The organism is Thalassotalea sp. HSM 43 (assembly GCF_004752005.1).
Classification (GTDB): Bacteria; Pseudomonadota; Gammaproteobacteria; order Enterobacterales; family Alteromonadaceae; genus Thalassotalea_A.
This window is the reverse complement of record NZ_CP038493.1, coordinates 1,915,254-1,935,551: the sequence shown is the minus strand read 5'-3', so window position 1 is coordinate 1,935,551 and position 20,298 is coordinate 1,915,254. Positions and strand designations below refer to the sequence as shown.

The following is a 20,298-nucleotide window of genomic DNA, read 5'->3' as shown; positions in this document are numbered from 1 at the left end:
TTGATACCTGATTAATAAATTTAATTAAAAGTATAGCGACAACCAGCAAAAAACGAGAAATGCGTGAAACATGGAAAATTTCCGCCTTTCACCAAGGTGAAAGGATTCAACCCCCTAACATGTTGAAACAAGGGCAGTATTAAAGGTAAAGTGTTACTTTCAAAACATAGATGGAATTATCCCCCGTGCAAACATGGAATTTTGCCATCTAATAAACTGTTATATTCTATGCAGAGTTTGGTGCAACAATTGAGAAGATTTGCCTTATTACTATTTTTTGCTTTATATAGTGCTTCAAGTTATTCAAGCTCTTGTTATGTCGCTAAGGATGACTTAAAAAAGTGGAGCGATGAATATCAAGACTTAATCAACATTACGGTTGATGCATACGGCTCTGATTTTTTTGTTACTGTTAGCTTTCCAACGAAAGTTGAAGGCAAAAAATTTCATGGTGCGTTGCTATTAAAAGGGAATAATTGGGACAAACCTGAATTATTAATTCCCTTAGCAACCACCCAAGAAGATAATAAAGTTTTTGTTTCATACTCGATTAGTGCAGATTTATCTTCCGATAGCTACGTTACTGGATCATATGGAGCAGAATGCGGTATTGAGGTCATTTACCCAATAGAATATAACAAGGCAATAAAGTCGGATTCGTAACAGTTTGCTCGGTTCCACTTCGTTTCACATTATAGCAAACTATTACTCTCCGCTTATTGCGGCGTTATATGGCTAAGCAGGGAAAGGTGTAAATTTGAGACAAGATCAATACATCCAAGCATTTTACTATATTGGGATTTGTGCTTGGTTATTGGCTACTATCTACTTTTGCTATGCATTGGCATGTAGCTTTTATGATCTGCGTATAAAATCAAATGAACCTAATTTCGTAAGTTCAATTGAAAGTCTTAAACAAGATAAAAAGTTGGCTGTTAAATTATTAATATCCTCAATGATGGTTGTACTACTGCTAACCATAATTCCAGAGCATTTGTTTAACATAGCCATATAACAAAGCAAATTAAGCGGGACTGCTAACAGTTGGCTCGGTTCCGCTTCGCTGCACATTATAGCCAACAATTATCAGCCCCTTATTTGGGCGTTATAAGTAAAGGGAGTTATGTCATGAATATCAATGCAACATTAATAGGCGAGATAATCCTCATTTCAATTATTGTTGTGGGAGCATTAAGCTTTTATCTGGGAAAGAGAAAAACTCAAACACCAAAATTAGCGACTTTTATTGGTGTTCTCTTATCTTTGATTCCACCATTAGGTTTAGTTTATATCGCTATTCTCGTTTTAAAAAATGACGTTTCTCAAGAAAAAATAGCGGTAAGTGACTAATTTACTTATAACAAGCCAATTAAGCAGGAATTTTAACCGTTGGTAGTGTTCCGCTTCGCTTCACATTATAACCAATTATTAAAAGCCTCATATTGAGGCGTTAAATGCCCAACTACGAGTAATTCTAAAAACGTTTATTTGGATTGAATTAAATGTTATCAAAGCTAAAAAAAATTAAGTTTAGCCTTCTTAATGAAAGAAATATTAGCAAGTATTTGATGTATGCTATCGGAGAAATAATTTTGATAGTAATCGGCATTCTTGTAGCTCTTCATTTTAATAATATGAATATATCTCGACAATCCAATGAGGTCGAACGTCAATATTATCAAGCCATCAAAGCTCAATTGGCAGAGGATAGAGCGATATTAAAAGAAGAAGCAGCTGATGCGGCAGATAGAAAAAAAGCATTCATCTCTGGAAAAAATATAATTAATGGAAATAGTCGTGATAGAAGTGATGAGTTGGCCGGTGTCCTATTGCGGTTAATAGATTATGGGGACTTCAGAAGAAGCAGTAATGTTTACCAAACGTTGGTTTCCAGCGGTGAAATAAAGTATATAAAGAATAATAAGATTATTGATGATCTTCAAGAAATTGAGCGTGCGTATGAAATAATAGAGCGCCTTGAGCAAACCCAGGCCAATGTCGTCATGACTCACACAGCCCCAGCGATTCTCCAAATTACTGATATTGAGAATGTAAAAATTATTAATCAAGATATAGCGTTCACCAAAATTACCTCAAATAGATTTGTAATTGCCATAAAACTGGTCGATGAAAAGATACATGAATTTAATGATGTCGTAATGAGAATTGATGGCCTTTCAGAAAAGATATCTATTGAACTAGATAAAGACAAATAGCATGCCAAAACATTATTTAACAAATCAAACAAGAAGGACCCCCTAAAGCGCGCCTCTTATTGAAGCGTTAGGCGTACTCGATGGTTCAGATTAATAAAAATAGAATCGAGATTAATGGAAACATTGTTGAGCTGCCATACTCAATTTTGGAAGCCAAGGAATTCGAACAATGCATTTTAGTTATTTTCGACTACATGGAGTTTAACCAAAACTCAGTTGCACGAAATTTCCATAGTATAAAACAAGATGGCTCTATTTTATGGGTAGCAGAAAACCCTACAACTCAGAGTACAGATGCTTATGTTCATTTTATTAGTCTAGATTTAAACGGTCATCAGGTTGTCGTTAATAATTTTGCAGGCTATACATGCACAATTGATCTGGCTGATGGTAAGTTACTAAAAGGTGAGTTTACAAAGTAGCGCCTAATGAGGCGTTAATTAGCACAAGGAGTTCTACCATCAAATTTTTCACATTTATTCTCATATTTTTACCTTCGCTAATTTATGCAAGTGAAAGTGATTTGGTATTAGGTACCTGGGAGTACGTAGAAAAAGGCAAAGACTGGAAAGAAACGTCAATCTGTACTTATGCAAATGATGGTACTTTCAACTGTGAAGTAGAAGAGCATGGTTGTACCAAAAGCGGTTGGTGTGAGGCTCAATCATATTCAACTAGCGGAACATGGTTAATTGCTAATAATTCGTTAACCATCCATACAACTTTATTCAAAAAAGTTCACACTCAAAAATTAGAAATAGTTAGCCTAAAAGCTGATAACTTGGTTTTAAAATTTAGCAATCAACAACAAATTTGGCAACGTAGCTCAAGTGCCAACTAACAAGCTAAAAAAGCAAGAAAATTTACTGTTGGCTTTTTCTCACTTCGTTCGTTATTTTAACCAAATATTATCCGCTCCTTAACAGGAGTACTAATTTTCAAATTACTCAACTCTACTCAGGATTATTTAATGCAGTTTATTAAATATGCGTCAATATTGGCGTTAATTGGAACCCTTGTTGGCTGTGGTCATGGCTACGAAGGGGAATATCAGAGCAAGGCCGTTTCTTCAAATGAGTTTTTGAACGCTTTTGCGGGTATAGCAGGCAGTGAATCAATTGTGGTTGGCGCTGATTACATCGAGTCGCAAGGCAAACGCACAGAATTTGATGACATTTTTGTTCGCGAGTCAGGTTCAAAAAGTTATCTTGTATTCAAAGGCAAAGAATCTGAAGATGTATGGACAATTATAGATGAGGATACGTTGATGCAGGGTAATGGCCTCATGAGTATCCAGCTAGTTCGAGTTGAATGAATTTAGAATATCTATCAAAGGTTTATCGATTATAAATGTTTAAGGAAGTTCTATGATCTATTCAACTACCGAAACCATTCCTGGTAAAGAGATTGAAGATTTCGTCGGTGTTTGTTTAGGTGGTTATTCATTGAGTCAGTCCGCGGATATATCACTGCGCTAATTACATAGACGCTTAAGACATAGGAGTCACATGAACACTATCAACAAGGTTATCGGCGTTATCGCAATAATATTGTCTGTTCTGTCTTTGCAGACACTGGCACTGGAAAATATCAGCTGGCCTAAAAATCAGCGCATGGCGATAAGTTTGTCCTATGATGACGCGTTAAGTAGTCAATTGGATCATGCCCTACCAGCGCTTAATAAATACGGTCTGAAAGCGTCTTTTTATCCAACCTTATCATCTAAGGCTTTTATCTCGCGATTAGCTGATTGGCGACAAGTGGCAAAAGATGGCCATGAGCTTGGAAACCACACTGTATACCACCCATGCAGTGCCTCGGTTGCTAACCGAGACTGGGTTAAACCTTACTACAACCTCGATAACTATAAATTGGCCGAGATCATCGACGAAATTAACATTGCTAACGGGTTTCTGATGGCGCTTGATGGTCAAACCGAACGCACCTATACCGCACCGTGTAATGATCTAAAGGTAAGCGGCGAAAACTACTTACCCCATGTCGAGTCCATGTTTGTCGCCATAAAAGGTCATGAACAACTGCCGTATGGTGCGGCTGTGTTGTGGGCACCCGACAACGTTACGGCGCAAAAACTGATTGCACGTATTAAACAAGAAGCCGATAAAGGCACGCAAATCTTCAACATTTTGTTTCATGGTGTTGGTGGCGATCATTCTGCGGTTAGTCAGCAAGCACATGAGGAAATGCTGCAGTATTTAGCCAGCAATCTCGACATATACTACGTCGACACATACATCAATATCATCAAGCACAGCGAAAAAACTGGTGCGAAAAAGTAACAGCAATGAGGTTTAAAATGAAATATCAAGGAAGTTGTCATTGCAAGGCTGTTCAATTTGAATTTCAAAGTGATGAGATCACTACAGCATTACAGTGTAATTGTTCAATTTGCTTGCGCAAAAATGCCATTATGTCGCAGCAAAGCTACTCACCTAGTGACTTTAAGTTACTGTCTGAAAAAGCAAATCTTGCCATATATCATTGGGGTGATGAGGAGGTGAATCATTATTTTTGTAAAACCTGTGGTGTTTACCCGTTTCATGATACAACGGAGCAACCAGGTTATTATCGTATTAACTTAGGTTGTGTTGATGATCTTGAACCACGAGAACTTGCGATTATCCAGTTTGATGGCCGAAATGAGCTGTAGTCAAACCAAGTAAAAATATAACTCACCTACATTTGAGCAAAGGGAACCACGTGCACATAAGAAAATTAAATTCACTGCGTGGGATCGCCGCACTGATTGTCTTTTTTACCCACTTTAGTGACATCACTAATTGGCTAGGTGGCATCTTAGGTGGAGGTTCTGGTGCATACGGAGTGATGCTGTTTTTCCTCTTAAGTGGCTTTTTGATGTCTTATCTGTATTTTGGTAAAGACTGTAACAAGGCCAATATACAGGCTTATTTTTTAGCTCGAGCAGGCCGAGTGCTACCGCTTTATTTGGTGATAGTGGTGAGCTCTTACATTTTAACCCAAACCGATAATCCACTGCTTTATAACATACCCGATGTACAAAGTTTATTAGCACATTTGTTGTTTATCTTTGGTGGTAGCGTACTTTGGTCTATCCCACCAGAGATTCAATTTTATCTTGTTTTTCTCCTGTTTTGGTTGGCTGCTAAACGTCGCCGTGGCTATATTTATGTGGCCATTATTGCGGTGATGATTTTATTGTTTTTAACCAACTTCCCCCGTATTTATGGCGATGTATATGGTGTGCCCTACAATGTATTCAACGTGCTTAGAAGCCTACCCTTGTTTTTTGTTGGGGTGATCATGGGGATGCATTATGACTCGTTAAAAGTACCCGATTACCTGAAAAGCCATTGGTTTATCTTGGCACTGTGTTTAATACCGCTGTTGTACCCTGCCTTGTCACCGGTGACAACCGATGCCAAACGTAAAATGTGGCTAAGCTATGAAGTGTTATTGGTGATGAGTAGCGTGTTCTTTTGTCTGGTGTTTTTGGTGCCTAATAATAATCTTTTATTGGCCAACCGATTTGGTGACTTTATTGGCAAAATATCGTATTCATTGTACTTATTGCATATGCCCATCATCGCGCATGTTAATCAATACGCGCTGGCGGTTGAGTTAAAATTACTACTGTCTTTATTGCTCAGTATTTTCGCGGCTTTTATGTCGCATCGATACTTTGAGAAACCGGTCGCCACTTGGATACGAAACTTGCCGGCAAAGCGCGCCGCCAATAAAGCGGCGACTAAAGCCGCTGCCTCTGTGTAAGCTCGAGGATAACGCTATAAAGGAATCATCATTGAAGTCACTTATTTGTGTCATTGGCTTGTTGTTTTGCTGGTTGGGCTTGACTGCCAATAGCTTTGCAAGTGTTAGTGCTAGTGCCAGCGAGCCGAGATTTGAAGTGCCAAGAAGTACCGTTGTCGAGTTACACGATGAGACAACCTCGCGAACGTATCCATTGTTTATTAAGTTGCCGCGCTCGTATCACGCCAATACCGACAATCACTACCCGGTGATCTATTTAACCGATGCATTGTACAGTTTTCAAATTGCCTCTGGTGCCACTAGATACCCAATGAATATTGGTCGCATGGAAGAAGCCATTATTGTTGCTGTTTCTTATTCAAAAGGCTCTAAAGGCGCGACTAGCAGGGTTCGAGATTATACCCCGAGTAAAGCCTCTGATTGGAAAATGCAAACCGGTGATGCAGAGCAACATGCACTATTTATTCGCGATAATGTAATCCCTTATATTGAGAAAAATTATCGCACACAGTCGCAAAGGCGCACGTTTGTTGGCAACTCGTTAGGGGGCTTGTTGGGCGCATATCTATTGTTTAAGCACCCTGACATGTTTGCCAGTTATATTTTGGGCAGCCCGTCTGTTTGGTTTAATAACCATGACATTTTAGTGGCCAAGGTGATTAAGCCATCGTCGCCAATCAAGGTTTATGTTGCTGTTGGTAGCTTAGAGCGGCCTGAATTTGGCAACAAAAATGACATGGTTGCGGGTGCTGAACAATTGGTTAAAAAGATAACCGCACAATCAGGTGAACAAATCACGCTCAAGTTTGTTGTTATAGATGACGCTAAACATGCGACAGCGTTTCCGACTACTTTGATTCAAGGGCTGGATTGGATTTATGGCAAACCCTGATTGAATTCGGTATAACAGACAAGTCAGCAGAAAAAGATTAAGCACAGGAAGCCGTTATGAACAAATGGGTTGTTACCGGGTTAACAATAATGTGGGTAAATTCAGCTGTTGCATTGCAACAAACTGAGCAACCAGAACCACACCCCAAGACCAGTAAGTCGCCAGTCAAAGCCGGCTGCGAACTGAATTCTCAAGCCTTAGTTGGTAAACATCAGCTGGATAACGGCCTGCGCAGCAAGGTTAAATTTCTGGCTGAGACGGAATCGTTGCGCACCATTGGTGATAAAATGTCGGAGTACAAAATCCCAGCGTTATCGCTTGCGTTGATCAAGCAAGGCAAAATTGATTGGGCTGACACCTACCAAAATAGCCAATTTAGCACTCAACAGCCCCTAGACTGTCAAAGTCTATTTCAAGCAGCGTCATTGTCTAAGCCGGTAACGGTTATGGCCGCGGTGCGCATGCAAGCTGCGGGGAAGATCAATTTAGACAACAACATTCAAGACTATTTAACCGACTTTACCTTGCCATCAGGGGCGCAATCAGAAGACAACCCTGTCACCTTGCGCAATATATTTGCCCATACATCAGGCATAACTCCCGGTGGCTACATGGGCTATGTACAAGACCTGCCGCTACCAAGTGACAGCGACATTTTAAAAGGCAGCCCTGGGGTTAATTCACCTGCTATTGCGGTTGTCGCAGCGCCAAACCAAACATTGGCCTATTCCGGTGGTGCCTATACCTTAGCTGAATTGGCACTGCAAAATGTCTTCGATAAGCCGTTTGCCGATATTATGCAACGCTGGATTTTAGCACCTGTGGCCATGCAGCAATCTGATTTTACCCAACCTTTACCTGCAGCAAAATCTAGCAAGGTTGCCAAGGGCTACAATCAAGCAGGTCAGGTTATCGACGGTGGTTGGCATAATTACCCTGAGCAAGCGGCGGCGGGCTTATGGAGTAACTCGGTTGATATGGCTAAGTTTATGATTGAGATTTACCAAGCGTATCAAGGCAACAGTAAGTTGTTTGCTAAATCTGATATTGAGTCGTTGTTAAACGACGAACGTGATGGTTCAGTTTATGGCTTTATTATTGATAAAACCGGTGGTGGTCTTTCTATCACACATTATGGTGGTAATGCGGGTTATCGCACCGGCATGACCCTAGATTTAACCAGTGGCAATGGTCTTGTGTATTTGATTAATTCAGATAACGGCGGTCAGCTCGGCAACGAATTACTGTTGTCGGCGGCGGCAGTATACGACTGGCATTCATTTGCTCAAATTGAGGTGCAGCGTAAAGCGGTTAACCGCGACCTGCTGGCGAGCTTAGCGGGTGACTATAAATGGAATAAGCAAATTGATGTTGCCATTCGTTTTGATCAACCTAGCGAGCAAATCGCATTAATATTCCCCAATGGTGATGAATACATGCTGACCCCTATCGCAGGCGAGCAACTGGATTTTATCCACGTAAATACTGGCGTAACGCTGTCGTTTTTGCCGGCGGATGATTATCAGTCTTTTCAGTTGTATGGTCAGCGTGCAGTTAAGTTTACGGCGACAGCCAAGGGTAAGTAGCCACAAATCGGTAACAGAATATGTCTAATGGATGATATAAATATCTGTTTTTGCTAGGCTTTGAATACAAAAACGTTATTGTTTAAGACAGCTTGTTCGACATATTAATTCGTCGCAAGTGCAATAACCGAGCGTTATTTTAGCTTATTTGGATTTGATTGTTGTTAAACATACAAAAACCTTGTTACCTGCTTTTGGCCAGTGTGGTTATTGAAGGGGAAGTAATAAGTGTCAATATGAAACCATGATTTGGGCGTTTATCCATGCCCTTATTGTGCGACGTGCCGCTAAGCGGGCACGCGGTTAATCACATTATTTTATTAAACACGGAGTTTGATCGCAGATGGAAGTGAAAATATTTACTAAATTATTAAAACCCAAACGCGGCTTTTGGCCAAGCAGTGAGTCAGCGACGGATGATGGCTTAGAAGCGGAGGTCAATCTTTGGCTCGCATCAAAGCCGGATATTAAAATCACCAAAATCAGTCAGTCGCAAAGCGGTGGTTCTTGGTTTCCATCGACTTTAGTGATCAGCGTTTGGTATCAATCTTAATATGACCACGATATAAGCAATATATGAGCAAGCCAAAAAGTAATAATCAAATGGGGTTGTCCATCGCCATGGGGGCTGGTATTGGTATTGTCTTTGGCGAGCCTTTGTTTGGTGAGCCAGGTTATGGGTTAGTGATTGGTGCCGCAGTCGGTGTCGCCTTTGGTCTAGCAAATAAAGCCAAGCATAACGACCATAACGACGGACAAACCAGCAAAAACAACAACGATGATCAATAATAACTCTCTGTGCATAGGTTATTGGTGTATTAAAGAGCAGGAGTAATCTCGAAATGTACCTTGGAAAATGCTTATGTGGTGCCGTACAAATTGCAGTTAGCGGTGACATTAGCGATATCATTCATTGCCACTGCTCTTTGTGCCGCAAAAATAGCGGAACCGCGTTTGCCACCAATGGCTTTGTCAATGCCAGCGAGTTTAAAATCACCGTTGGGGCAAATAACTTATCGACCTTTTCGTTTAAACCTGGACGCAACCGACATTTTTGTCGATGCTGCGGTTCGCCGGTTTACAGTTCAAATGAGCAAGATCCAAGTCGTTACCGAATTCGGTTGGGCATTTTAGACTCTGATATTAGCGAACGGCCAATATCTCATAACTTTGTTTCATCAAAAGCGAACTGGGAAGATCTCGATGCTGAGTTACCAAGGTATGATGCATTTGAACCGGGTCGCAACTAACGAGCGGATCATTACGCTTAGCCGACGTTGATTCAGCGTCATCAATTTGTTTGCAGAAATTACAGGATATGATGTTAAAAACTTCTTCATTTCAGGTTGTTATAGTGTGCTTTCTGGCGTTGTTGAGCAATGCAGTACACGCACAGCACGATGATATCGAAGATATTTCTGCGGCTCGCGCAGCTAAATTAAATGCGGCGTTTGCTGAGCTGGTTGCAAAGCACAACATTAATACCGCTGGTGTTGCGGTCATTAAACAACAAAAAGTCATTTGGCAAAATCAATTTGGCCAACAATCTTCTGGTGTGCCTGCAACGGCGAACACCTTATTTAACATCGCCTCATTAACAAAGACCATAACGGCTGAAACCATTCTTAGGCTAGTCGCACAAGGTAAGTTATCGTTAGATGAACCGGTGGCACCGTATTGGCTTGACCCTGATCTTAACGGTGACCCCAGAGTGCACCAACTTACCGCAAGAATGTTGTTGTCTCATACTGGCGGCTTTATGAATTGGCGTTATTTTGCTGATGACGGCAAACTGCGTTTTATTGATGCTCCCGGCAACAGCTTTAATTATTCCGGCGAAGGCTATGAGTACTTGGCAAAGTACGCTGAAAACAAGCTTGGTGTACCGTTTCCAAAGCTGGTGCAATCAACCATCTTCGAGCCTTTGTCGATGTCTAGCGCTGCCATTGTGGTGGATAAAAACAACTTTGCGAATATCGCTAAACCGCTCGACAAAGACGGCAAGTTTTATGGCTTTTACTGTCACCCTGCTGGGTATTGCAGTAAAGAAGGCAGCTATTCGGCGGCGGCAAATTTGGTGATTACGGTCGCCGACTATGCCCGTTTTTTAATTTCGTCGATGCAAGGCGAAGGCTTATCGGCAGCGCTTAAACAAGATCGCAATACCATGCAAGGTATTCAGTTTAAACAAAGTGAAATTATCTGTGGTGACGCCCCTGCATCGGCATGCCCTAGCCAACTTGGTTATGGCTTAGGTTGGAGCATGGCGCATTTGCCCAACGGTAACACGATTGGTCATCGAGGCACCAATTGGAGCATTGTATCGCTGACCTATTATTACCCCGACAGCGGTGATGGCTTAATCGTCTTTTTTAATGCCCCCAATAAAGCTGGGATTGCAGGCATGATAGATGCTCTTGAATTGCTCGATCCAGATTCTCCTGAGATTCAGGGATACAAGTTACGATTGGCACGAGCACAATAATATACAGCCTTGTTATTAGGCATTCATTTTTAGGGAAACAACTAAATGATTCGCAGTATTATCAATAAGTTTGGTTCTACATTGTATGTACAGATTTGGCAAAATCGCATCCGGGTTGTTGATATACAAACCAATAAGATATTTGATGAAAAACCGTTGCTGCAAGTCGAAACCGGAAAAAATGGTGAGAAGAATGTTACCGCTATTGGCAATGCTGCCTATGCTAATCCGTTAAACCCTTTTTCTCACCCACGTGCACTGTTGAGTAATTTTTTTGTTGGTGAACGCCTGCTACAAGAAATCGTTAAACAGCTGGTTGGTAATAAATTTATTTCGCCAGCGCCGGCCATCATCATTCATCCAATGGAAAAAACTGACGGTGGCCTAACGATGATTGAAATTAGAGCGTTTAAAGAAATGGCGCTCGGTGCGGGTGCTAGAGACGTTACTGTTCATCAAGGCCAAGCAACATTGGACCTTGCCAGTATTAATTTTAAAGATATTGTTAAACAGGAAGATGACTTGGCGGCAGAGACGGCCTCTATCTAACCAGTTGGTATTTATAGGAATATTATGTATCGCAAACAATTGTTAGCCCTATTGTTATTATCAATAAGCGGTCTGGTTCATGCTGGACAGGTCTATGATACCTTTCCACAAACAATAGATGCTGAAGATAAATATGTATTCTATTCTCATGGCTATATTGTTGAAGGGGAAAACCCAACACCACAGCATAAGGAATGGGGGGTGTATGATTTCCCGCGTATAAAGCAACAGCTTAAGGATGATGATTATCACCTTATCGCTTACCATCGAGCCGCGAATACCGATCCATTAGAGCATGCAAAGCTGTTAGCACAAGATGTGAATAAGTTAATTACTGCGGGCGTTGATGCGAGCAACATTACGCTGTTGGGCTTTTCTCGTGGCGGTGCCATTTCGATTCTTACCGCAAACGAGCTAAGGTCAGATAAGGTAAATACCATCATTCTTGCCGGTTGCGCAGGATTAATAAAGAACAATGCCGATGTTCAAGTGTATGGGGCGGTATTTTCGATTTTTGAAACCTCAGATCAAGTCGGCTCCTGTGATTTTTTAGTGCAACGCAGTGATCAAGTCAGGTCATTTACCGAGATCTCAATTAGCACTGGCAAGTCACATGGCGCGTTTTATCTGCCTAGAGATGAGTGGCTGCAACCGGTAAAGCGCTGGATTAAAGCCAGCGATACCACGCACAATAAAGGCTAACCATGTATTTATTCCCTCACAATAGGCTATGGCAGGCAGACTTTGAAAGGGAAAAACAGGCGATTTTGTCAGCCTTTTGTGGCGCAATCGAGGTGTTTCATATTGGCTCGACCGCAATCAAAGGCTTATATGCCAAGGACTGCATCGATGTACTCGCAGTAGTTGACGATATGTCTTCTGTGGCACCGTCAAAGCAACAGCTGATTGACCTAGGTTACGTTTACAAAGGTGAGTACGGTATCGCTGGTCGGCAATACTTTTCTAAGCCACAAGCTGCGTCGCAAAGTAATCAGCAGGGTAAGCAACAAGGCAAACAGCAACGCAAAACGCATTTGCATATCTATCAGGCGGGAGATGAGCAAATTGATAAACACTTACACTTTGTTAAGGTGATGCGAGGCAATAGCGCATTAATTGCTGAACTAAATCAGCTCAAACGTAGCTTAGCGGCCAAATATCCCAACGATAAAGAGGCCTATCAAATGCACAAAAAGTGTTTTTATGATCGCCTTAATTGTGCAAAATAATGGATGCTGAGCCAATATAAAGACATTAAAACATGGTGGGGAAAATCATGAAAAGTTACCAGTACAAAATCATTGATACACGCGATGTGGATAGCGCAGGCCTGTTTAAAGGTCGGCAACGTGAAGATATTGAAGCGTATTTGAATTCGTTAGGTGCCGAAGGCTGGCAGTTGGTCAATGTCGATTTTAGAGAGTTAGAAGGCGGCTTTGAGTTTGCTGGCGTAATGAAAAAAGAACTATAACCAACAATAATATAACAGCGTTCTCATATGTTCGGTGGTGCCGGATGGGCTGATGAGATGTAAATATCTACTGATTGTATGCCGAGGCAAGCCATGAAATTTCTTAAGCTGTCAGTTTTTAGTCTACTGTGTTTTTTTGCAGATCTGGCAAGCGCACAAGACACCCCTAAATCGCACCTTAAAGTCGAGCAAAATAAGCTGGTGAACAGCAAAGGCGAAGCCGTGGTGTTGACTGGCTTTGGTCTGGGCGGTTGGCTGATGCCCGAAGGCTACATGCTTGGCTTACCCAAACCCTACGATTCGCCACGACGCATTCGCAATGCCGTTGTTGAGTTGACCGATCAAGCAACCGCCGATAAATTCTTTACCCTGTATGAAGCCAATTATGTCAGCGAAGATGATATTAAAGCCATTGCCAGTTGGGGATTTAATTCGCTGCGGGTGCCATTTAATGCTGACAGAATCATGCCTCGCGATAAACAAGGTAAATCAGCACCCTATTACTTTGACCCTTCAGGCTTAGCACTGCTGGATAATGTTGTCGCTTGGGCCAGTAAATACCAGTTGTACGTGATCTTAGATATGCATGCCGCGCCTGGCGGACAAAGCGCGCATAATATTGCTGATTCAGATGGAGTCGCTCGATTATGGCATGAGCCTGAGGTTTATTGGCCGCAAACCATCGCGTTGTGGGAAACCCTTGCCCGTCGTTATAAAGATAACCCTTGGATGATAGGTTACGATGTTCTAAATGAGCCTATGTTGCCCGGCACAGAAGAGCTTGGTGGTGATAAATTTGAGCAGCATGACAATATGCCGTTGCGTAAGTTATATATGCAAATATCAAAAGCGTTGCGCAACATTGATCAGGGCAAAAAAATCCTGTTTTTAGAAGGGGGGTTTTGGGCGCAAAATATGAAAGATTTATTGCCTGCTTGGGATGATAATACCGTTTACGCCTTTCATGCCTATCCTGCGCCAACGTCAATCGAACAACTGCCTACCTCGGTAAAAGAGGTTATCGCCGAAGGTCATCCTGTGTGGTTTGGTGAAGGCGGTGAAAACTGGAATAAATTGGCGTGGCAAGATTGGCTTGCATTCAACCGTAAATTTACCAGCATGATGGAACGTGACATGGTTGGCTGGAGTTGGTGGACTACGAAAAAGTTTGCCCGTGCAACGCAGCCTTGGCAGTGTCATCACCCACAAGGGTTTTCGGTAATTACCACGTATTTAGCCGACCGTGGTCCCAAACCAAGCAAAGAGTTCGCCAGTAAAGTATTGTTAAAAATGGTGGAAAATTTAGCGACCGAGCAATGCCGCTTGCTGCCAGAGTTTGTCGAATCGATTGGTGGAAATTTATCTAAATAAAACCGTAATTTACGCGGTACGTTTATACTTTAAAATGTGACCTTTAAACTCATCTTTAAGGTAATCGGTGTGCTCTGGTTTAAACTGCGATGCGCTATAGCCAAGTGTTTGCATGCGGCCCGTTAACTTGTTTTTTCGACCTCGACCAGGATCGACAATAATAACTTCACACTCGGTTCTTGCGTGTTGGTCAATAAAGCTTGCGAGTAATTCAATGTGTTGATCTTCGTATAACAAATCACTGCCAATGATCAGATCAAACTCGCCTAAATCATCATCTTCATCGGCCCAATCGGTGCGCACAAAGTTGATCGCGTCATCTTCATTAAGCGTCGTGTTACGCTCAAGAAATTTGCCTGCTTGTGGGTGGTGATCGGTTGCAGTGATATCGGCTTGTTGTTTATTTAACAACAAGCTACTCAGTGCGGTACCACAGCCAATTTCTAATATACGTTTGGTTGCGGTGTTGTATTTCGATATATAGTGGGCAAGTACCATGCTTGATGGCCAAACAACACCAAATATCGGCCAAGAGGCTGAACTGATGCCAAGTTTTTCGGCTTCGCCATCAGGATCATGAAATTCTTGTCGATTGCGCAAGGTACACAGGTGGATGTCGATCTTTTCAAACTCAATGGTTTGATAGCATAAACGTAAGTGTGTCATTGGCTGCCTCAATGTTGAGCGCTAAGCCAACTATCGAGGATAAGTGACCAAACGGGGTAGTATCTAGACTACAGCACCTAAGCAAAAAGGCAATGAATTTAATATATTAGCCAGCAACAGCGCGTTTTTTGACAAGCGATTCTGAGCATCGGGTTGATTTAACCTGAAACGGGTATATCTGGCTACACTTAACACAGGCATTGATTAGCGGTTACAGGCATTGGAGTTAAATATGAAAGGTCACTTATACCAGTTTACTATCGAACATGTAGAAGATAAAAAAGGTAATTCGGTTACCAGTAAGCCATTGAGTTTCACGACCAGAAACCATGACGATGTGTTTAAAATTGTTGAGTCGATGCAAGGTAAAATGGATCTTGATAGCCGTGATGCCACGGCATTGGCCGTTGGCTTGAAATTATTTGGCGAAGTGATGTTAAAACACCCCAAGCAGCCGTTATTTAAAGAACTTAGACCGCAGTTTGCGGTATTTATGAAAGGGCTAAAGAGTCTTTAATCGCGTTAACTTGTGCACAGGAGCAAACCATGTCCTCAATTGAAATCAAACAACAGCGGCCGCGAGTTGATGACATACTAGAGCGTTACAAACATCAGATAGGCGAAGATTTACCTGGGTATCGTAATCATGTCTATCGCACCATTACTTATGCTATGCATTTTGTTGATAATGACGCTCAGTATGAACCATTCATTGAGACAGCCTTTGCGTATCAAGACATTGGTCTTTGGACCGATCATCAACTGGCCTATTTAGAGCCGTCAGAAGCGGTAGCGCTGGCGGATAATGCTAAGTTTGGCTGGGGGTTCGATGTTCAAGCTTTGCAAGGTGCAATTCATTGGCATCATAAAATCTCACCTTATACAGGGCCGCATCAAACCGTTATTGAGGCTTGCAGAAAAGCCGATTGGATTGATGCGTCTAAAGGGATGCTCCGCAAAGGATTAGATAAACGCATCATTGCTGACGTGGAAGCTGCCTTCCCTAATTTAGGCTTTCATGACACGCTACTTCGCCTTGCCAAAGACTATGGTGGTTCGACCCTCGTCGGTGGTATTAAAGTCACCTTAGGAATCGTCAAATGGTAGATGGTGTTCGCTTGCTTAACAATCGTCGCTGACGTTTGTCTTTGATAACGTGTATTTACCGTTCAAAAATTTTTGCCACGCAGCAACAAAGGCTAGCACCCAATCCAAGTAAAGTAATTGCCCAGCTCATCAAAATTGACGAAATCTTGAAAATTAGGCCGGATCTTGTTGATAAATTTCCAATGCAATATGCCGAATACCGACAAGCGTTAAACCTTGCTTACGGTTATGACATTGTAAATGACATAGCCTCACAGCCAGCCGTTGGAGAATTAACGGTGGAAACGCACGCCAGAAAAATGATCAGTGCTCGCCATAATAGTGCGGACGATGGTGATTTTCAGTGGTTAGAGAGAATGTTACCTGAGCTCATTACGGTATCTAAAAGACTTAGACGGGCCTACGGTAAATAGGCCGACTCTCCTTACAAATCCCCCAATATTCCTACTAATTTTCAGATTTGGTATAAAATTTAATAGTAATTTCGTCAGTGATCTTCTTGCATCACGAGGCATTGCTGTTGTTTTTCGCTTATCAAACACCATCGTAGGGGTGACATCATGAATGCAAAACTGCTTGTTATTTTATCGGCCGCTGTAACTTTTAATGTGTTTGCCGGCGATGGGCATAGCGCTGTCGCTGATGATGTTATCAAAAAGCAACGTATAAACCTGGAAAAAAATACAACGGGTAAAGGTTTTGGCCCACAGTCGCCTCGAGATATCGATGCCGCGTCAGGTGAGAATACCATTATGTTTAATACCGCACCTGCCTATACGTCGATGAATCTATGTAATATTCATTTCCATAAAAACGCCGAACACAAAGGTGGCGAGTTTACGACCTATGCTGGTAATGGCGATGGCAAAGGCTTTCAATCGGGATACAAATATTCTGGTACCTTATCTGCGGCTGAATCGGCTGCCGTTGATTACGATGTGTGCCCAAGTAAGCATGGGAGCTTGCAGGCTGGCGATACCATTGAAGTGCATTATGTTCATTCCTCAGCGCAAATTAAGCCAGGGCCAACCTTAAATTCCTGCTTTAATGAAGCGATAAAAAATCCGCAATTACGTGTTGAAACTCAGGTGTATGTATTGGTCAATGATGCCAATGCATTAGACTTTGCCAAACTAACCGCGCATGGCGATAAAGTTGGTTTAGTACAGGCGTCAGGCATTCCAGCCAATACGGGAACGGCTATCCAATATGCAGGGTCTACAACCGGTCCAGACTATAACGAGCAGGGATCACCGTTTCAGGTCACTTGGGCGGTTCGCCCTAATGTGGCGAAAGTGAATATCGCCACCGTAGGTAAATGGTGTGAGAGTAATGTATTTAACGAAGATCACGCCCATGGTGTTCGGAATTTGGTGGTCAATCCGAAGCTAGTATCAAGCATCAAATAATGATCTGTGCATACAAGGACGAATGGCAAACAGATTTCGAAACAGAAAAAGCACTTATAACAGCTCAATATCAAGGAGATATTGAGCTGTTTCATATTGGCTCTACTGCCGTTAAAGGCCTATATGCGAAAGATTGCATCGACATACTAGGTGTGGTTCACCAGCTTGCTGATGTGGCTAACTTGGCGCACGGTTTAACTGCTTTGGGTTATCGTTACAAAAGCGCCTACGGCATCGAAGGCCGAGAGTATTTTTCTAAGCAACAACGCAAAGTCCATTTACATATATTTCAGGCCGGCGATAAACGCATCGCCAATGGCAACGATTGAATATGGTGATTGCTTATCAGCCTTGGCTTGCACGGCAAAACCATACAGCGACAATGACAAAATAAACCAAGATAGAAATTTCATATACCCGCGACCCATGCATAATAGCTATGTTCATTATATTAGGTCGAAGGCCTTATATTTCAATCTATTAGCCATAAAGTTGATTAAGCTAATACTTTATTTGTGATGACTTTCAGTGTAAAAATAGAGGTTACCAGCTTTTAAAAAAGAACAGAGATTATGGTTATTACAATTGTACTTAGCGCAATTTTGGCGGTGTTAATGTTGCGTTCAGGTTTGGCAGAGTATAAATATTACCAGTCGGTGAAAACCCTAGAGCCTGATGTTTGGCAGCAGCTTGGCGCGCCGAAGTTTTTAAAAATACCTGTGGTATTTGTCTCGCCTAAAGGGGCAAAATTACTTAAAAATATTCGCAATGAAACCGTATGCGCGTTAGCGAAAAAGCATCGCCATGCCGGTCTTATGTTTCAGCTTTATGTGGTCTCGGTTTTAGTGGTTAGCATCGTCTATTTTAAGTTTTACTAGCATCAAACCGACAATTTCTTGGAGAATTTGCTTGCAACGATTACTTGGTATATTGCTGTGTTTTTTATCTTTTTCAGCGTCTGCCACTGACAGCGACACACTAACGGTTGATCGCGCGGTCAATGCTGACATTGAGTTAGCCTTTGCTAATGATCGCGATATCGAACCGACCTTAAGTGATTTTGAATTACTCAATTATGTGATCATGAGCAATGAGGCTGGCGAACGGTACGCGGTTGTCACTTTAAAAAACCAAGCCAGTGGCAGTCGCCAACTAGAAAGCAAACATCTTATGGCGTTGTTTGCCAATGGTGAACGTAAACAGCCTAGCGACTTTAAGTTAAACTTTGAGGCCAACGAAACTCAATCGCTGACCATTTCATTTGGTCAAAATAAGTTCCCAATACTGGCGATAAACAGCAATAACAGGCATTAATAACAAACACTGATAGCAATAGGTCAGCATGTCTTTATCTTCCGTTACTGTCTCTATGGTCAGCGCTTTTTCCGATAAAAGCGATGGCGGCAACCCTGCTGCGGTTATCGAACTCGATAGCTGGCTTGCAGACGAGTTATTGCAAACCATTGCGAGACAACAAGCGGCGCCGGTGACTGTCTTTGTCACACCCGAAAATAAGGGGTACAACATTCGCTGGTTCACGCAAAGCGAAGAAATCGACTTATGTGGTCATGGCACCATCGCCGCAGCAAGCGTTTTGTTAGCAGCAAACGCAACCACGTCGATACGATTTTTTAGTGCGCATGGCAACCCACAGGTAGAAAAGTACGCTGATCAGTTTTCATTGCAGTTCCCTGTTTGGCCAATTACGCCAGAACCGCAAGACTTTAGTCAGTGCGCCATTAACAACTGTGCTTCGCAGCAGGCTTTTTCCAGTCGAGATTTGGTTTTAGTTTTGGCCAGTGAAGCGCAGGTTCGTGACTTTACTCCTAACCTTGATTACATCAAATCTTTGCCTTGGCATGCGCTTATCATTACCGCCGCAGGCGAGCACTGCGACTATGTATTACGTAACTTTGTGCCTAGTGTTGGCATTGATGAAGATGCTGCTACGGGCTCGGCACAATGTTCTATCGCGGCGTTTTGGGCGAAAAAACTTGTGAAAACACACCTTAACGCGCGGCAGTTATCGCAACGCGGGGGCGACTTTTCTATTGAATGTGCTAACGATGCCATTGTCATCTCAACCGCAGCAACCCTTGATAGGCAGTACTCGTTAGCGCTAAAGGAACTTATTTAAACGTGCGTAATCAATTCTATATGAATAAATATTTAGTACTGGTAATTGCCCTGTTCAGCCAGCAAGGTGTGGCAAATAGCTTCAGCACTGATTTTGTCGCCGCAGCGATTGAGCGGACAACGTATCAGGTAACTTACGATGGCTCATATTATGGTATTTCTTATCCGAACGGTGATGTGCCAAGCAATGTCGGGGTGTGCACCGATGTAGTGATTCGTTCGTATCGAACCTTAGGGGTTGATCTGCAAGTCTTGGTGCATGAGGATATGGCTGACAATTTTGCCTTATATCCATCAAAACGGATCTGGGGGTTAAGTAAAACCGACAAAAATATTGACCATCGGCGTGTCCCTAACCTACAGGTATTTTTTGCTCGTCACGGCGATGTTTTAACCAACAGTGATCAGGCCAACGATTACCAACCAGGCGATATCGTTACTTGGCTTTTACCGGGTAACTTGCCGCATATTGGCATTGTTACCAACAATAAAACCGAGCAAGGTGTACCCCTGATCGCCCATAATATAGGCGCTGGCCCAAGTCTGGATGATATGTTATTTGCATTTCAAATTACCGGACATTACCGATATGTACCGCCCACGTATAAACAAACCGATGCATCCGCATCAAATCCGTAA

At 42.3% G+C, this 20,298-nt stretch carries 30 protein-coding genes; 29 read left to right on the top strand and 1 reads right to left on the bottom strand.

The genetic code is table 11. The annotated features are described in order from the left end of the window. The first annotated feature begins 249 nt into the window (after positions 1 to 249). From E2K93_RS08285 to E2K93_RS08190, 20 genes are all read left to right on the top strand, one after another. Complete coding sequence (locus E2K93_RS08285; protein WP_135438649.1) at positions 250 to 663, top strand: hypothetical protein; 414 nt, start codon at positions 250 to 252, stop codon at positions 661 to 663. 465 nt (positions 664 to 1,128) lie between these two features. After that, entirely contained in the window at positions 1,129 to 1,350 is a 222-nt protein-coding gene (locus E2K93_RS08280; RefSeq protein ID WP_135438648.1) for a hypothetical protein, read from the top strand. 152 nt (positions 1,351 to 1,502) lie between these two features. Continuing rightward, positions 1,503 to 2,216 carry a hypothetical protein gene (locus E2K93_RS08275; RefSeq protein ID WP_135438647.1) on the top strand — a complete coding sequence of 238 codons (714 nt, stop codon included), beginning with the start codon at positions 1,503 to 1,505 and terminating at the stop codon, positions 2,214 to 2,216. Between the two features lie 80 nt (positions 2,217 to 2,296). Next, complete coding sequence (locus E2K93_RS08270) at positions 2,297 to 2,638, top strand: hypothetical protein (protein ID WP_135438646.1); 342 nt, start codon at positions 2,297 to 2,299, stop codon at positions 2,636 to 2,638. Between the two features lie 101 nt (positions 2,639 to 2,739). After that, positions 2,740 to 3,057: a hypothetical protein gene (locus E2K93_RS08265; protein ID WP_135438645.1), complete on the top strand. Its 318-nt coding sequence runs from the start codon at positions 2,740 to 2,742 to the stop codon at positions 3,055 to 3,057. Positions 3,058 to 3,186: 129 nt separating this feature from the next. Then, on the top strand, positions 3,187 to 3,531 hold the full coding sequence (locus E2K93_RS08260) for a hypothetical protein (protein ID WP_135438644.1): 345 nt from the start codon (positions 3,187 to 3,189) through the stop codon (positions 3,529 to 3,531). Between the two features lie 193 nt (positions 3,532 to 3,724). Then, complete coding sequence (locus E2K93_RS08255; RefSeq protein WP_135438643.1) at positions 3,725 to 4,516, top strand: polysaccharide deacetylase family protein; 792 nt, start codon at positions 3,725 to 3,727, stop codon at positions 4,514 to 4,516. Between the two features lie 17 nt (positions 4,517 to 4,533). Then, positions 4,534 to 4,887: a GFA family protein gene (locus tag E2K93_RS08250; RefSeq protein WP_135438642.1), complete on the top strand. Its 354-nt coding sequence runs from the start codon at positions 4,534 to 4,536 to the stop codon at positions 4,885 to 4,887. A 50-nt stretch (positions 4,888 to 4,937) separates the two neighbouring features. After that, positions 4,938 to 5,987 carry an acyltransferase family protein gene (locus E2K93_RS08245; RefSeq protein WP_135438641.1) on the top strand — a complete coding sequence of 350 codons (1,050 nt, stop codon included), beginning with the start codon at positions 4,938 to 4,940 and terminating at the stop codon, positions 5,985 to 5,987. Between the two features lie 73 nt (positions 5,988 to 6,060). Continuing rightward, the gene (locus E2K93_RS08240) at positions 6,061 to 6,879 is read left to right on the top strand and encodes an alpha/beta hydrolase (protein ID WP_228445581.1); all 819 of its coding nucleotides are present in this window, start codon (positions 6,061 to 6,063) and stop codon (positions 6,877 to 6,879) included. Positions 6,880 to 6,935: 56 nt separating this feature from the next. Further along, positions 6,936 to 8,465: a serine hydrolase domain-containing protein gene (locus E2K93_RS08235; protein ID WP_135438640.1), complete on the top strand. Its 1,530-nt coding sequence runs from the start codon at positions 6,936 to 6,938 to the stop codon at positions 8,463 to 8,465. A 343-nt stretch (positions 8,466 to 8,808) separates the two neighbouring features. Further along, positions 8,809 to 9,018 (top strand): hypothetical protein, encoded by a 210-nt coding sequence (locus E2K93_RS08230; protein ID WP_135438639.1) that lies wholly within the window; start codon positions 8,809 to 8,811, stop codon positions 9,016 to 9,018. 23 nt (positions 9,019 to 9,041) lie between these two features. Next, positions 9,042 to 9,254 (top strand): hypothetical protein, encoded by a 213-nt coding sequence (locus E2K93_RS08225; RefSeq protein WP_135438638.1) that lies wholly within the window; start codon positions 9,042 to 9,044, stop codon positions 9,252 to 9,254. A 53-nt stretch (positions 9,255 to 9,307) separates the two neighbouring features. Next, on the top strand, positions 9,308 to 9,715 hold the full coding sequence (locus E2K93_RS08220; RefSeq protein WP_135438637.1) for a GFA family protein: 408 nt from the start codon (positions 9,308 to 9,310) through the stop codon (positions 9,713 to 9,715). A gap of 68 nt (positions 9,716 to 9,783) precedes the next feature. Continuing rightward, positions 9,784 to 10,950 carry a serine hydrolase domain-containing protein gene (locus E2K93_RS08215; RefSeq protein ID WP_135438636.1) on the top strand — a complete coding sequence of 389 codons (1,167 nt, stop codon included), beginning with the start codon at positions 9,784 to 9,786 and terminating at the stop codon, positions 10,948 to 10,950. Positions 10,951 to 10,995: 45 nt separating this feature from the next. Then, complete coding sequence (locus E2K93_RS08210) at positions 10,996 to 11,499, top strand: rod shape-determining protein MreB (protein WP_189637893.1); 504 nt, start codon at positions 10,996 to 10,998, stop codon at positions 11,497 to 11,499. A gap of 24 nt (positions 11,500 to 11,523) precedes the next feature. Continuing rightward, positions 11,524 to 12,201, top strand: a complete 678-nt coding sequence (locus E2K93_RS08205; RefSeq protein ID WP_135438635.1) for an alpha/beta hydrolase — start codon at positions 11,524 to 11,526, stop codon at positions 12,199 to 12,201. A 2-nt stretch (positions 12,202 to 12,203) separates the two neighbouring features. Further along, positions 12,204 to 12,728: a GrpB family protein gene (locus E2K93_RS08200; protein WP_135438634.1), complete on the top strand. Its 525-nt coding sequence runs from the start codon at positions 12,204 to 12,206 to the stop codon at positions 12,726 to 12,728. Positions 12,729 to 12,775: 47 nt separating this feature from the next. Beyond that, complete coding sequence (locus E2K93_RS08195; protein WP_169129175.1) at positions 12,776 to 12,970, top strand: DUF4177 domain-containing protein; 195 nt, start codon at positions 12,776 to 12,778, stop codon at positions 12,968 to 12,970. 93 nt (positions 12,971 to 13,063) lie between these two features. Further along, positions 13,064 to 14,341, top strand: a complete 1,278-nt coding sequence (locus tag E2K93_RS08190; RefSeq protein ID WP_189637892.1) for a glycoside hydrolase family 5 protein — start codon at positions 13,064 to 13,066, stop codon at positions 14,339 to 14,341. 9 nt (positions 14,342 to 14,350) lie between these two features. Here E2K93_RS08190 and E2K93_RS08185 read toward each other — a convergent pair whose 3' ends face one another. Continuing rightward, positions 14,351 to 15,007, bottom strand: coding sequence for a class I SAM-dependent methyltransferase (locus tag E2K93_RS08185; protein ID WP_135438631.1), 657 nt, complete (start codon positions 15,005 to 15,007; stop codon positions 14,351 to 14,353). Positions 15,008 to 15,239: 232 nt separating this feature from the next. Here E2K93_RS08185 and E2K93_RS08180 point away from each other — a divergent pair, with 232 nt between their 5' ends. The 9 genes from E2K93_RS08180 (at position 15,240) to E2K93_RS08140 (ending at position 20,298) form a co-directional block, all read left to right on the top strand. Beyond that, positions 15,240 to 15,524, top strand: coding sequence for a DUF3861 domain-containing protein (locus E2K93_RS08180; RefSeq protein WP_135438630.1), 285 nt, complete (start codon positions 15,240 to 15,242; stop codon positions 15,522 to 15,524). A gap of 29 nt (positions 15,525 to 15,553) precedes the next feature. Continuing rightward, positions 15,554 to 16,114, top strand: a complete 561-nt coding sequence (locus E2K93_RS08175) for a phosphohydrolase (RefSeq protein WP_135438629.1) — start codon at positions 15,554 to 15,556, stop codon at positions 16,112 to 16,114. A gap of 146 nt (positions 16,115 to 16,260) precedes the next feature. After that, positions 16,261 to 16,527, top strand: a complete 267-nt coding sequence (locus E2K93_RS08170; protein WP_135438628.1) for a hypothetical protein — start codon at positions 16,261 to 16,263, stop codon at positions 16,525 to 16,527. A 147-nt stretch (positions 16,528 to 16,674) separates the two neighbouring features. Continuing rightward, positions 16,675 to 17,523 carry a delta-class carbonic anhydrase gene (locus E2K93_RS08165; protein WP_189637891.1) on the top strand — a complete coding sequence of 283 codons (849 nt, stop codon included), beginning with the start codon at positions 16,675 to 16,677 and terminating at the stop codon, positions 17,521 to 17,523. Beyond that, positions 17,523 to 17,852: a GrpB family protein gene (locus tag E2K93_RS08160; RefSeq protein ID WP_135438626.1), complete on the top strand. Its 330-nt coding sequence runs from the start codon at positions 17,523 to 17,525 to the stop codon at positions 17,850 to 17,852. Before E2K93_RS08165 ends, E2K93_RS08160 begins: the two co-directional genes overlap by 1 nt. Before the next feature lie 243 nt (positions 17,853 to 18,095). Then, positions 18,096 to 18,401: a hypothetical protein gene (locus tag E2K93_RS08155; protein ID WP_135438625.1), complete on the top strand. Its 306-nt coding sequence runs from the start codon at positions 18,096 to 18,098 to the stop codon at positions 18,399 to 18,401. Between the two features lie 31 nt (positions 18,402 to 18,432). Continuing rightward, the gene (locus E2K93_RS08150) at positions 18,433 to 18,837 is read left to right on the top strand and encodes a hypothetical protein (protein ID WP_135438624.1); all 405 of its coding nucleotides are present in this window, start codon (positions 18,433 to 18,435) and stop codon (positions 18,835 to 18,837) included. A 28-nt stretch (positions 18,838 to 18,865) separates the two neighbouring features. Next, complete coding sequence (locus tag E2K93_RS08145) at positions 18,866 to 19,660, top strand: PhzF family phenazine biosynthesis protein (RefSeq protein ID WP_135438623.1); 795 nt, start codon at positions 18,866 to 18,868, stop codon at positions 19,658 to 19,660. A gap of 20 nt (positions 19,661 to 19,680) precedes the next feature. Then, positions 19,681 to 20,298, top strand: a complete 618-nt coding sequence (locus tag E2K93_RS08140) for a DUF1287 domain-containing protein (protein ID WP_135438622.1) — start codon at positions 19,681 to 19,683, stop codon at positions 20,296 to 20,298.